At 34.1% G+C, this 13837-nt stretch carries 10 protein-coding genes and 1 riboswitch; of the genes, 2 read left to right on the top strand and 8 right to left on the bottom strand.

The window, feature by feature from the left end; all coding sequences use genetic code 11:
• Positions 1 to 5: 5 nt before the first annotated feature.
• The 7 genes from N4A35_17285 to N4A35_17255 form a co-directional block, all read right to left on the bottom strand.
• Entirely contained in the window at positions 6 to 3716 is a 3711-nt protein-coding gene (locus N4A35_17285) for a carboxypeptidase regulatory-like domain-containing protein (GenBank protein ID MCT4583167.1), read from the bottom strand.
• A 244-nt stretch (positions 3717 to 3960) separates the two neighbouring features.
• Positions 3961 to 4719: a LytTR family DNA-binding domain-containing protein gene (locus N4A35_17280; protein ID MCT4583166.1), complete on the bottom strand. Its 759-nt coding sequence runs from the start codon at positions 4717 to 4719 to the stop codon at positions 3961 to 3963.
• Positions 4720 to 4826: 107 nt separating this feature from the next.
• Positions 4827 to 5801 (bottom strand): T9SS type A sorting domain-containing protein, encoded by a 975-nt coding sequence (locus N4A35_17275; GenBank protein MCT4583165.1) that lies wholly within the window; start codon positions 5799 to 5801, stop codon positions 4827 to 4829.
• Positions 5802 to 5874: 73 nt separating this feature from the next.
• Positions 5875 to 6861, bottom strand: a complete 987-nt coding sequence (locus N4A35_17270; protein MCT4583164.1) for a DUF4465 domain-containing protein — start codon at positions 6859 to 6861, stop codon at positions 5875 to 5877.
• Positions 6862 to 6971: 110 nt separating this feature from the next.
• Positions 6972 to 7160: riboswitch (cobalamin riboswitch) on the bottom strand.
• A gap of 34 nt (positions 7161 to 7194) precedes the next feature.
• On the bottom strand, positions 7195 to 7911 hold the full coding sequence (locus N4A35_17265) for an ABC transporter ATP-binding protein (GenBank protein ID MCT4583163.1): 717 nt from the start codon (positions 7909 to 7911) through the stop codon (positions 7195 to 7197).
• Positions 7904 to 8914 (bottom strand): iron ABC transporter permease, encoded by a 1011-nt coding sequence (locus N4A35_17260; GenBank protein MCT4583162.1) that lies wholly within the window; start codon positions 8912 to 8914, stop codon positions 7904 to 7906. The genes N4A35_17265 and N4A35_17260 overlap by 8 nt, the downstream gene beginning before the upstream one ends.
• 3 nt (positions 8915 to 8917) lie before the next feature.
• Complete coding sequence (locus tag N4A35_17255) at positions 8918 to 10060, bottom strand: ABC transporter substrate-binding protein (GenBank protein ID MCT4583161.1); 1143 nt, start codon at positions 10058 to 10060, stop codon at positions 8918 to 8920.
• 137 nt (positions 10061 to 10197) lie between these two features.
• Here N4A35_17255 and N4A35_17250 point away from each other — a divergent pair, with 137 nt between their 5' ends.
• Both N4A35_17250 and N4A35_17245 read left to right on the top strand, forming a co-directional pair.
• On the top strand, positions 10198 to 10857 hold the full coding sequence (locus N4A35_17250) for a TatD family hydrolase (protein ID MCT4583160.1): 660 nt from the start codon (positions 10198 to 10200) through the stop codon (positions 10855 to 10857).
• Positions 10821 to 11540 (top strand): tRNA threonylcarbamoyladenosine dehydratase, encoded by a 720-nt coding sequence (locus N4A35_17245; GenBank protein ID MCT4583159.1) that lies wholly within the window; start codon positions 10821 to 10823, stop codon positions 11538 to 11540. Before N4A35_17250 ends, N4A35_17245 begins: the two co-directional genes overlap by 37 nt.
• A gap of 226 nt (positions 11541 to 11766) precedes the next feature.
• On the opposite strand, the gene bshC is transcribed toward N4A35_17245, so the two are convergent.
• On the bottom strand, positions 11767 to 13341 hold the full coding sequence (gene bshC, locus N4A35_17240; protein MCT4583158.1) for a bacillithiol biosynthesis cysteine-adding enzyme BshC: 1575 nt from the start codon (positions 13339 to 13341) through the stop codon (positions 11767 to 11769).
• Between the last annotated feature and the right edge of the window lie 496 nt (positions 13342 to 13837).

The raw sequence follows: 13837 nt of genomic DNA, 5'->3' as shown, positions 1-13837 counted from the left end.
CTGTTTTAAAAGTCAACTTTTACACCTAAACGAATTTGTCTAGGAACACCAAAGTTATAAGGGTTATTCGCTTTCAATGCATAGTAGTATTTGTACGACTCTATGTCATTTTGCTGTTGAATTGTATTTTGAGCATTCGCTGAGTTTAAGAACCCATCATCATCTGGGTTTCCTGTTGCTCTATACACATCAGAGATGTTTAATGTGTTAAATAAGTTACTTACCCATAAGTAGACATTCATGTTAGCAGATTTCTTTTTGTCTTCACCAAATTTTAAAGTAATGTTTCTATCAATCTGCATGTTTGCTGTAAATGTCCCTGGCATTCTCGCTCCAAATGGATTTCCTTTTGTTGTTCCATCACTAGCACTAATTTGAGCAGCATTAGATGGTGCAACTTGTGCTGTATAAGGTCTACCAGATGAGTAGTTACCTGTAAAGTTAACTCCTGTGTTTTTTAACACTTGTTTCTCTTTAATGATAGGTCCATTATAATCTTTCCCTTCTCCATATCTATAATCTAAACTTCCTGTAACAACATGTCTTTGATCGAAAGATACAGGATAGATTGTTCTTAGGTTTGGAGCTCTTGCGTTAATTAAGTTTAATGCAGACTGAGGCTCTGAACCTGTAGACTCAGCAAATTGTAGAGTATAAGCTGCTCTTAAAGTTAAGTTACCAGTCTTTCTTAAATCATAAGCGGCTGTTAATCCTTTTACTGTTCCAAAATCTCTGTTTCCGTATGTCTTATAATCATTAGGATAAGCTCCTTCAACAAATACAATTGTTACCATGTCTCTGTTTTCTTTGTAGAAAGCTGATAACTTTAAAGATGATGAACTGTTTAATGCTTGTTGGAATCCTAACTCAAAATCAATTGTTTTTTCAGGTCTTAGGTTTGGATTGTTCAATACGTTTGTGTTTTGTCCTAAGAATAAATAATCTGTAGGATCTAAACGATTAATAGGTCCATCAGTACCTGCCGTTGGCCTTTTCGTTAACACATCATAGTGAGAAAAGAATAACGCTTGATCAGATATTGGGAATGAGAATGAAATACGAGGCATTACATTAATTTGTGGTTTGTAGTCCTCAAATACTTCAGAGTTAATAGGCGCAGTAGGGTCAACACCTTGAACTAATAACGGTTGGATATTTCCTGAACTTTTAATTTGGTCTAAGTCTTGTGTTTCAATACCTGAAGCTGTATACCAAATATCTCCATCTCTATATCCTTTTATTGTAGTAGGATCACTCACATCATCAACGTAAACAGTTGCACTATTAGAAATATTTGAAGGATGATCTACAGATACACCATTTAATTCAGAAACTTCCCCTTTTGTTTGTGCAGAATAGGTTAAATAAGGATCTTTTAATACTTGTTGGTTAGCATCATATCTATCTACACGAACCCCAACGTTGAAGATTAAATCATCAAAAGAGAATTTATCCATAATGTATCCTGCCATATAAATTGGTTGGAAAGCTCCAATCGTTCTCGTTAAGTTACCATGATCATCTTTAGCATTAAAGAAATCATCAAAACTTACTTGATTCTTCAATTTTTTACCTGTGTGGTCATAACCATAGTAAGAAACATAGTTTCTACTGTTTTGCCCACTAATTAACTCATCTGCTTTAAACATATCTAAAGAGAAGAAGTTAGGGTCTAATGCATCAACATTGATATAGTCTGTTCCATCTGTGTCCCATCCTAACTTTTGTCTAACATTGTAATCAAAGAATGACTGCTCTCCTGTTCCATCATACTCACCTGGATCACCATTTAACTGATCATAGCTAATTCTATAGAACGTACCAATTTGCTCAGTATAAGACTGTGACTTGTCGATCTCTAAAGCATGGCTGTTTGCTAATTGACGCATTGTTGTCCATAATCCAACTGGAGCAGCAGAAAAGTTTCTATCTACACGTTGCTCATATTCAAATCCTAATGTTAATGCATGGTTCCCAATGTCAGCAGAACCTTGTCCAGTAATACGGAACTGATTTTGCTCTCTTGTAGAGTAACCATTGTATTGGTACCCAATGTTTCTCCATAAACTATAAACATCATTTGGTAAATCACCATTTCTTAAGGCGTTTCCTCCTCTAATGTCGTCTAAGCTACTGTATAAATCGTCTGGGTTTTCACCTTCGTTTAATGCAAAGTATTGACTAGTAATAGCAGCTAAATCACTGTTTGCCTCAGAAGCAGTAAACGAAACCTCAACATCGTTTGTCCCATCCTGTTCTAATGCATCTGGGTTACCATCTCCATTTAAATCCGTTAAGGTATAACTTCTTTCTCTTTCAATGTCGAAAGTACCAACGTGTCCATAGTTGAAAATTTTACCTTTATGTGTTTCATTTTCTCTAGTTCTTCTTTCCTGAGAATAATCAACCATTAAGGTATAGAAAGCGTTTTTAATTCCTCCTTTACTTTCACTTTCTTCCGTAGCATTAGCAAAACGCTGTGTGAACTTAGCATAAGTTCTCCATGTATAAGTAGTTTCTAATGGGTTTTGGTTGGTGTTGAAAAGTGTGTTAACATAACTAGGTATATTTCTTTTTTGATATCTTCCTGTACCTCCTACAGTAAAGTTCATGTTTTCTCCCAAGTTAAAGTCTAACTTACCTGATAAGTTAGCAGAAGTACTCATAACATTTTGTCTGAATTTTACTTCTTCAAAATCATTTTCATTTAAGAAGTCTGTGTTGTAGATGACTCCGCTTCCAGAAGGGTTAGGTCTTACAGGGTTTTCTAATAAACTAGCTCTAACGTCATCTTTTACGATGTATTGTTTAATAGCTAGAGGTCTTGGATCTACAATTGAAGTTAAGTTTCCTGATAAGAAGAATCCTAAAATTGGATCTGTTTTTTCTCCTGTACTATCTTTCTTCATTAAAAGAGGTCCAGAGATAATTCCCTCAACCAAGTTGTATCCATAATTATCTAAACCGTATGTGTTGTCACCAAATTTGTATCCAGAAGTAATATATTCTAAACCACCAAAGTATTGTCTAGAAGCCCCTCTTGTTGTAATAGAAATAATACCACCAGTAACATCTCCGTAGTTAGCAGGTAATCCCCCTGTTAATACAGAAACCTCTTCAATAGCAGATTTTGGTAGCGCTGAAGATCCACGTACTTTAATTCCATCAATGTAGTAATAAGTAGCATCACTTCTTGCTCCCCTTACCGATTGTACTTCACCATTAGCATCTGATTGTACACCTCCAACTGTAGAAGCAATTGCTCCAGCCGAACGTCCAGGCATTCTTGCTAGCTCATCTCTTGATACCGTTCCTCCCGATGCACCTCCATCTTTATCAATCAAAGGAACTTTATAGGTGATGACTTCAACTTCATCTAATAAGTCTCCTTCTCTAAGCGTAATGTCTGGTAATGGTAATAATTTGTCTCCTTTTATAATGATTCCTTCAGTTTTTTGGGTTTGATAACCAACAAAACTGACCTCTAAATCATATTTTCCAGGTTCAAGACTTGAGATTTTAAAGTTTCCATCAAAGTCTGTTGTTGCTCCTGTTTTTAAGTTTCCATTTTGTTTTAATGTAACATTTACAAAAGGAAGCGGCTCTCCTGACTCATCCAATACAGTACCTTTTAGTGTACCTGTACCACTTTGAGCAAAAGAATATCCAATTCCCAAAAGAATAAAGAATAGTGATAAAGTAATTTTGTTTAACATAATTTATTGTTTAAGTTCTTTAATTACAATGTTTTAAGTCTGTTTTTTAGAGCTGATTTCGCACAGCCCCTCAAGTCATACAACCTACAAAGAAAATAATTCTTTATGAATAATTAACATTTTTTTAAAAATAAAACCACTTTATGTTAATTATTCACAACTGAAGCTTATCAAAAGTATTTAATTTTATTGTGTTTAGCGTGCTTAAATTATTGTGAGGTTGTTATTAATAATTTAACGGTATTTAAAAAGTATTAATATAATTTAAAAAGTCCGTGAGTTTTCTCCTAGATACAGGAACTAATTTTCCACTGCTTAGTATCGCGACATTACCTTCAGATCTTGAGAATTCCTTTAGGTGATGTTGGACATTGATTATGTGTGATTTATGTATTCTATAAAAAACACTTGGGTCTAGGTTTTTTTCGTATACTTTAATGTTTTTGCTACTTAAGTGCCTTTTTCCATTGCTTAAATAGATCATCGTGTAATTATCACTAGCTTCTAGGTGGAGGATCTCTTCATTTTTAAGAATGATATAACCGTCTCTAGTTGGTATGCTTATTCTGTCAAGTGCTTTTGGTTCAATTACTTCCTCAATAAATTCATTTAATTCATCTGGAGATCTTTGCTCTTTTGTGCCATGAATTCTTAGGAGCTTCTGCGTTGCATTTTGTAAGTCTTCAATACTAATTGGTTTTTCAATATAGTCTATTGCATTTGCCTTAAAAGCTTTTAACGCAAACTCATTATAAGCAGTTGTAAAAACAACGGAAAAGTTTCGGTTGGGAATAGACTTCAATAACATAAACCCATCCTCATTAGGCATGGCAATATCCAGAAAAAGAACTTCGGGATTGTATTGCTCTATCTTTACTCTGGCTTCTTCTGCATTTTCAGCAGTGTCCAAGACTTCTATTTCTGGGCAAAATTCGTCTAGCAATAATTTTAGGTTACTTCTAGCGTTAAATTCATCATCGACAACTAAAGCTTTTAATTTCATAATTAATTTTGTTAGTGGTTATCAGTATACTAAATTAACAAAATTTAAGAATGTTAAGTTCGTGTTAAATAGCTTATCGGTAAATATGAGTGTATAAACGGTAAAACTTATTTTATGATTATCTTTTGAGTATGGTAAACGTCTTGATTTGAAGCTGAAAGTATGTAAACACCAGTAGCTAAGTTTAAACTAAAATTTTCGAGAACTAAATCAAAATTGTGCTGGTATATCATTTTACCAGTTTGATCCATTATGTGAAGCTGTTGATAGTTGTTGTTTATAAGCTGGATCTGAATTCTGCCATTAGAGGGGTTCGGATAAACCTTAACATCAGAATTGGTCTTTTCTGTAATGTTGACTAATTGGTGAATAACACCTACTGCATCTAAATCAAAGCCAGAAGTTGCGTATGGCGTAGGAAAAGGGTCGTTAATCGTGTGGCCATCAGAGTCGAAAGTGCTATGTTGGCTATTGATAAGGCCAACTACATCAATAATTCTAACATAGTTGATATTGTTGATGTCAATAGCGGTAGAGTCAATTAAATCTTCTAAATCGAAAGGTGTACCATAATTAACTTTATATTTTCCAGCTAAATTATGAATATAGGTAGGGTCTAACTGATCAAACCCGCCTACTTGGTCGTTGGTGGGAGTTTCAGAATACGATGGAAACCGAACATAATCAATTCCATTGGAACTAACTTCTACAAAGGCCAATTCTAAAAAAAAGTGATTAAAAGCGTTTTCGAAAACAGCAAAATCGGGACCAGGGCCGTTAATTATTGGATAATGAAAAGTTAAAAGAGCTGAACCTCCATCACCTAAACTAACTGTTCCATGTTGCCCAGAATGCCCTGTTGCATTATTTGCTGTTCCAGAACTTGCTAAACCTAGTGAAGGATCAAGGATGTTTTGAGGGCCTCTATTTATTGTACAAGCTGTTGCCCAGCCTGAGAATATTGAAGAGTCCTTGTGTATAGCGGTAGTGCCTATCGTCCCAGCGTCAGGCGGGAAGCTTCCTTGAGCATAGGTATACATTAATAGTATTTGTGAGGGTATTAAAAGCAATAGGTATTTCATAAGTTATTTGTTTTAGAAAGCATTCTTAACTTAGAAAAAATTAAGAATGCTTTCGTTCTTCCCAATATTGCGTTTAATGTTTGATGAATCGGGTAGTGTATATTTCATCAGTTGTTACAACTAAAGTATAGATTCCATTGGTTAAGAATGAAAGATCCATTGTCTTTGTTGTTGTATTGATGTCTTTATTATAAACAACTTGACCATTAAGGTTATATACTGAAATTGTTCCATGTTCAAATACTTCATCAAAATTGATTATTCCATTAGATGGGTTAGGATAAACATTAAATTTATTTACAAGTATCTCATTAACATTTGCAAAACCAAAACTAACATTATCAATAGCTAGGTACGCTGGTGTATTCATTCCAAATTGTCCATTGTCAGTTGATGAAAGCTCAAACCTTATTTTGTTGATAGCTCCAAGTGAACTTAAATCAACAGAAGTCCAATCTTTAATTATATAATCTTGTGAATTGTCAGAAAAACGATAATCAGCTAAATAGAATTTAATGGTGTCCACCACATTTCCATTAGCAGTATAACCAATAATGTCTAGTAAAAACCAATCTTCATCATCTCCTGTAGTTCCTCCAAATTTTTTAGCTAAGTTATCACCATTTAACATTGATAAAGCAGCGTAATTATTGTTGGTAACATCAATACTGGTAAATGTTGCTTCGGTATTGTTTTCCAGTTGGATTATTTGCCCTCCACCAATGTAAGAAACTGCATAGTTGCTAGAGTTGTTTGCTCCACCTCCAGCATAACTATGGTATGCTCCTGCTAACTGTTGAGTCGTATCGTCGGTTTTGTTTGAGAAAACCCAACCGTCTGACAAATAACCGTATTGTGAGTTCCATTGGTTGTTCATCGTTAACCCTCCCGTAAAAACAAAGGTACTGTCATAAGCTGTAGTGTCAGAATTAGGTGTTCCTGATAAGTCTGATCCATCCCAAGCACTCTCTGGAGCTAGGCTTACTGATTCAAAATCCACCGTTTGTGAATAAGATAGGTTTGCTGTTAATACAGCGATTGCAATGTAAAATTTTTTCATCTTTTTTTGTTTAAATGAATTAATTAAAAAAAAGATAAAAACATAGAATAAGAATTCCCTGTAGAAGAACTCTACTGGGCTATTAATACTCTTTTGCTTTTATCCCGAAAGCTATAAGTCCGCTTGTTGGCAGGTCTTCTGACTTATTTCCAAACGAGCTTTTCCTTCCCATTTCCATTCAGAAACAGTGGATAAATAAGCTAGTTGTTAAGAAACTTACAGCTACGGGAATAGTTCAAGAGTTTCACTTGATTCCCTTTTAATTTCGAAAATCGAAAACCAATAAGCAACGCGAAAGTAGTAAAAAGTTTGAAAATGAAAATACTATACTTGTTAAAATAAGTTACAGTATATTGTATCTGTGTTAAATTTATCAGGAGTATCTGTGATAAAGTTATGGTGTTTATCAATTAACCAAACCTTTGAGGCGTATTTTAGAGCAATATCAATTTCATGTGAGACACAAATAATTGCTTTTTGTTTTTTATGGGCTATGTTCTGTAGTAATTGAAAAATTGTAATCCGATTTTTAATGTCTAAATGAGCCGTTGGTTCGTCAAGTATAATTAAATCTGTATCCTGAATAAGCGCTCTGGCAACAAGTACTTTTTGTTTTTGACCATCAGAAAGCTGATAAAAATAATTGTCAACAATAGCGTTTAATGCTAGTTCCTGAATATACTTTTCGATGATTTCTTGGTCTTGTTGAGTTAGTTTTCCAAAGAGGTTTAAGTATGGTATTCGTCCAAGGGCAAGGATGTCATAAACGGTAAGATTGAGGTCAAAGTTCTTGTTGGTGTTTACAATAGCAATGTTTTTGGCTAAAGCAGTGTTAGAATACTCAGTAATATTTTTTTGATTTAGTAAAAGTTGACCACTTTTTGGGGGGAGCTGTTGAAGAATTGTTTTTAATAATGTTGATTTTCCCGCTCCGTTAGCGCCAAACAAAGTAATGAAATCACCAGCTTTAACCACAGCATTAATTTTCGATATTATTGTTGAAGTATATCCAACAGCTAATTCATTTATTTTTAACAGTTGACTATCCATTGGTGTTTCGGTATTTCAAAATAACAAAAATAATGATTGGCGCTGCAATTAGTGAGGTAACAGCATTTATTGGAAGTTGTATTTCTCTAAAAGGAACTTGAGCAATAGCATCGGCGATTAGCATTATTATTCCTCCTGTAATTGCTGTGAGGGGAATTAGGTAGTTGTGGTTTGCGGATTTACTTTTGATTTTGACAAGATGAGGAACAGCTAAGCCAATAAAAGCGATAGGGCCACAGAATGCGGTAATTCCTCCCGTAAGAATACCCGTACTTAAAATAATCAGGAATCTTGACTTTTTAATGTTGATCCCCAGGGTTTTCGCATAATCTTCTCCAATTAATAAGGCGTTCAGTGGTTTGATAAGCAATAGAATGAGTATGCCTCCAAGTAGGATGCAAGAAGCTAATAGTGCAACATCTTGAAGTGTTGTAGCATTGGTGCTCCCCATAGTCCATAAGATATATTTTTGTATGTTTTCTGCGTCAGTAAAATATTGAAGAATAGTTACGGTAGCTCCTAAAAAACTACTTAAAATAATTCCTATAATTAATAAAATAACGCCATTTCCAACTCTTGTCGCTAGCATTAGGATAAAAAAGAGAACTCCCATCGAACCTAATATCGAGGCAATGGTAATGGAGTAGCCACTATTGTAAAGTTGAACGCCAAATAACGAAGATGATAAGACTGTCAACGCAACACCAAAGCTTGCTCCTGAAGTTGTTCCTAATATGGATGGTCCAGCTAGACTATTTCTAAAGTAAGTTTGCATCAGTAACCCTGATACTGATAACCCAGCGCCAGCTAGTAAAGCTGTTAGTACTCTTGGAAGTCTAATTTCAAGAAGTATGAAGCGGTGTGTAGCATTTGGAAATTGGTCAAATACGCTTTTAAAAAGGTTTTTTAATGAAATTGTTTCGGAGCCTATTAGTAGTGATCCGATCGCAAGACAAATAAGGAATGCGAATGAAAAAATAATATTTAGTCTTTTTTTATTCAAGTGTTAAGGATGTACTTTTTTAAAGAAAACTAAAGAGTCTTCATTACAAAGGTCTAATTTAAAAAGCTCTATGTAATCTTTAAGAACGAGGTCGGGTCTTAAAGTTCCTTTTTCCCAATAGTCGTTTCCTCCATGAGGAGTTGTCCTTTTGTTGGAATTGTAAATATTTTCTTTCACATTCTTTAGGAATGAAAAGTACCTTGAATCGGCATTGGTCATGTCTTTTATGTAATTGTAGTTGGGGTTTAACCAGATGTCTGGTTGAGCTTGCTTATTAGCAATAGTTTCAAAACTTAGGGGTAAGCTTCCTGTAGTAGTATCGTTAATCCATGGATAAGTACCTCCTGCATCTTTTACAAATTGACTGGGATAGCTGTTCCCTCCTGGAATATACCAAGTCCCGTTGTAGAGGGAGGAGAATAAAACGTTGGGATGGTTGGGTTTTACTAGGTTTTTATAACGATTATAGTTGGTCTCAATTCCATTGAATATTGCCTCTGCTTCAGCTTCTTTTTCATACAAGGCTCCAAAAAACTTAATCCACTCAGCTTTTCCTAGTGGGTGATTTTCTTTCCAATCATAATTGTTGATTGAGGGGATTCCTGCTCGAATTAATTTTTGAAGTTGTTGTGGTTGTTCTCCTGAGCTGCCTATTGTGACAAGTACATCTGGTTGAATGGTAAGAATGACTTCTAAGTCTAGTTGATTAATTGGTCCTGTAGTACGAACTTTATCTTCAGAAACGTTGTTTAAAAGTCGCTGGTTGTAAATGTAGTTTTTGTTTTCAATTGCCACTATCGAATTAAGTTTGTCTAGCGTATCAATCATACTGATGTACGAAGTCGAAAAAGGAATGATGGATTGTATAGGAGTGTAGACCAAAACCTCATTTTCAGCAGGGGTGTATGCTTGTTGTTGTTTTAGTAAAACAATGGTCTGTTGTACTTTATAGTTGGAAAATGGGTCTAGTATGAGAAGCTTTTTTATTCCATCTTTTTCAAGGATTTTAAAGCCTTTTGAATATTTTATTTTAGTACTAACAGTATTTTTTTGGGGAGGGGTGTTGGGAGAAACTTTTTTTTGTTGTTCGCCATTACACGAAATTAAGACAAAGCCTATTAGAAATGCCAATATTTTTTTTATCATACCTACAAATATAGAATAGAATAAAGAAGAAAGAAAAAAGAGTATAGAAAATACTTCATTTGCTCAAAAGTTTCTGATGTTTCTATTTCTCTGTTGTTGCTTGATTAAAATTGTGACCATTTTCTTAGTTTTGTTTTATGTTTGTTGATATTCATACCCATAACCAGTTGTCATTAGAATTGAATATTTTAAATGTGATTTTAGGTAAAGATGAGGTGCCTAAGGGAAAAAACTATTCTTTAGGGATACACCCTTGGTATATTGATAATTCTGAGTTATTACTGGAAGAATTGGAAGAGGAACTCAAAAAGAAAGATTCCTTTTTTGTTTTTATAGGTGAGTGTGGATTAGATAAGCTAAAAGGAGTGTCAATGCATAAACAAGAAGAGTTGTTTGTTGCGCAAATTCTTTTATCAGAACGTTACCAAAAACCATTAATTATTCATTGTGTAAGAGCTTACAATGAAGTAATACGCCTCAAAAAGAAATTAAAGCCTAGTCAACCTTGGATTATCCATGGTTTTAATAGAAAAAATACCATTGCAAAATCATTGTTAGAACAAGGGATGTACCTCTCGTTTGGTGGGGAGTTTTTAAAGACAAAAAATGGGGTGGAGGTGCTAAAGCATACGCCTATTTCAAAAGTTTTTTTTGAAACTGACGATAATTTAGCCATTACAATAGAAGAAGTTTATATTTTAGCGAGCGAAATACTACAAATTAATACAAAAACACTAACTAAAAAGATTGAAAAAAATTTATGTCAAGTAACTGGTTGGAAAGAGCCGAACTATTAGTAGGAGCAGAAGGTTCTAAAAAGTTAAAATCCTCAAATGTTTTAATAGTAGGACTAGGGGGAGTAGGAAGTTTTGCTGCAGAATTTATTGCAAGAGCTGGAATAGGAAAAATGACGATTGTAGATGGAGATGATGTCGATATCACCAATATTAACAGGCAACTACCTGCTTTACATTCAACAGTAGGTAAGCAAAAAGTAGAAGAAGTAGGAAAACGTTTACTGGATATTAACCCAACATTAGCGCTTACTCAAATTGATGAGTTTTTGAATCCTGAGCGTATGGACGAAATCTTAAAAGCAGGTAATTTTGATTATGTAATGGATTGTATCGATAGTATCTCTCCAAAAGTAAGCCTAATCAAAGCTTGTAGGTATAACAAGGTAAAATGTGTTAGTTCGATGGGAGCCGGAGGAAAGATGAATCCCCATCAGGTAACTGTTAAAGATATTGCTAAAGTAAAAGGTTGTAAATTAGGAAAGCGAATTAAGGAGCGTCTTAAGAAAGATAATATTAATAGAGGTATTCGTGCTGTATACTCTCCTGAAACACCTTTGGCTTCTTCGTTACAATTAACTGATGGAACAAATTTTAAGAAATCGTTTTATGGGACAAGTTCATTTATGCCTGCGATTTTTGGCTTGTATGCAGCAGCAGAGGTGATTAATCACCTAAGAAAATAGTGTAGTAATATTTTACTAAAAAATAAAACCTACAAAAGTTATCTTTAGAGTGGAAGTGTTAAAGGTAACTTTTGTAGGTCTTTTTTTATACTAAGTATAGAAACTTGTTTGATGTTAGAGTAGACTTCAATTAAAGTTGCTATTTTCCTTTCGTATTATAGAATGTTTGAAACAAATCTAATGTTAACAGGTCTATCTGGCAAATTAAACGATAAAATTCTTTTTTTTATTGTTTAAACACTTTGATTTCGCTGATGAAAGGGTTGCTAATATGTATCAGTTTTTCGATGTATTGGCTTGGGTTTTGAAGATAATTAGGGATAAAACTCTCTTTTCGCTCAGCTAATTTATCATTTGGAGTGATTTTCTGTTTAATATTTTTAATCTTATTTAAAGCCACTTCCTCACGTTGTTTAATGCTCTTTTGAGTTTTTTGGTTAATGCGTTCAATACCTTTTCGCATTTTTACAAATTCGGCTTCAACCATTCCTGTTAATGAATGATCTACGCCTTGTGTTTTTTCTAGTACTCGACTTTTTAGTTCTAGCAAAGCATTTAACTCAATCTCAAAATCAAGGTGTGTAGAAGGGGTGTTTTTAAGGTACTTTTTGATTAAGTCGTCCTCATTTAAGAAAAAATCTTCAAGTTTGAGGTTGAGCTTATGGATGTTTGCAAGTGTTTTGTCATCTGTAGTGACAATGAGGTCGCGTAAAACCAACACAGGAAAAGGAATGTTTAACTGATCAAAATTAGAACGCAATTGTAGCCAATAAGCTAGTTCTCCTGGGCCTCCTATGTAAGCTAAGTTTGGTAAAATAGCTTCTTGGTAAACAGGCCTTAAAACAGCATTAGGACTAAAACGTTCCGGGTGGTTTGAAAGCTCTTCTAGAATTTCTTCACTAGAAAATGTGATGTCAGTATTTAAAACACGATATACTTTATTATCCAAAACAATGCGTTCTCTTAAGTTGTTGTTTAGGTAAAAGAGATTAATAGCTCTTGGGGTAACTTGTGCTTTATATCCAAGTTCTTTTAATTTGGCTGAAGTTGAGTTGATAGTATTAAAAGAATCTTCATTTTCTAATTCTTTTTGAATCGTTGGAATAAAGCTTCTTTTTAAGGCTTTATCATCGCCGTCTAAAATTATTAAGTCTGTATTTTCAAAGAGTTGATTTACCCATTTTGTGGTTGCTTGAGCTAATGTTGTAGACTTAAAATTAACGTCAAAAAGTTCTTGGATAGGGGGCACTCTATCTCCTAAAAGTTCAAAAAGTTCTTGGTAGGAATCTTTAAAAATAGTCATAGGCATTCGACCAACAGCTCCTTTAAGGTCGGTAGTGCTTTGTATCGTTGTTCGATAAATATGTGCGTGGCTAATTTCTTCAAAATCATGGTCTTCACTCGCCAACCAAAATAGAGGGAGGAAGTTATAGGTAGGGAACTGATCTTTAAGTTGTTGAGCTAATTTTATTGTAGAAACAATTTTATGAATAAAATATTGAGGACCTCCAAATAAACATAGTTGATGTCCGGTCGTTACAACAAAAGTGTTTTCGTTGAGTAAGGAGTCAATTCGTTTTGGAGCAGGAATATTGTTAGTAGCGTATTGTTGTTTAAGTTGTTGAACAAGCAATGCTCTTTGCGTTTTTGTGAATTGAGTTGATTGGATTTTACTTTTAAAACCCTCTAGGTTATTGGGGTAGGTATAAAAAGGTTGAGTAGCCTTTTTTTCGTTAGTATAATCAAGAATTAAAGGAGAAACTTGGTTACTGATTTCTAATGGAATATTTGATTCGTTCATAGTACTACAAAAGTAGTCGTTTTTTATGTTGAACCTGACATCTAAATTCAAAGTTTAAGTTGTTTAACTTTTCTTAAGAATTAGATTGTTGAGGATTAAGGTTTAAGTATTAGTTGGGAATGAGAATAAAGAGCTGAGAATAGGGAGGAGAGAACAGAGAATATAGAAAAAAGATAAGATCATACATCGTACGCTCTAGATGAAAGCATCATGAGTGTCAATAATTAGCTTATGATTGAGTCAGTTCGAGTAATTGATTTTTGAAAAAAATAAATTGTATCGAGAACTAGACGGGTATTGTAACTAGAAGATAGGGTAGAAGCAATCTCATGCATTTTACATTGAATATAGCATTATTACAAGTCTTTCATTCTTGAGTCTTTTTTTATACAAAAGAATAGGGAGGAGAGAACAGAGAATATAGAGTAGAGAATAAAGAGCAGAGAATAGAGAAAAAAGATTACACCATAGATAGTACGCTCTAGATGAAAGCATC

This window comes from Flavobacteriales bacterium, from assembly GCA_025210295.1.
Lineage (GTDB): Bacteria > Bacteroidota > Bacteroidia > Flavobacteriales_D > Parvicellaceae > S010-51.
This window is presented reverse-complemented; position numbering and strand designations above follow the sequence as displayed.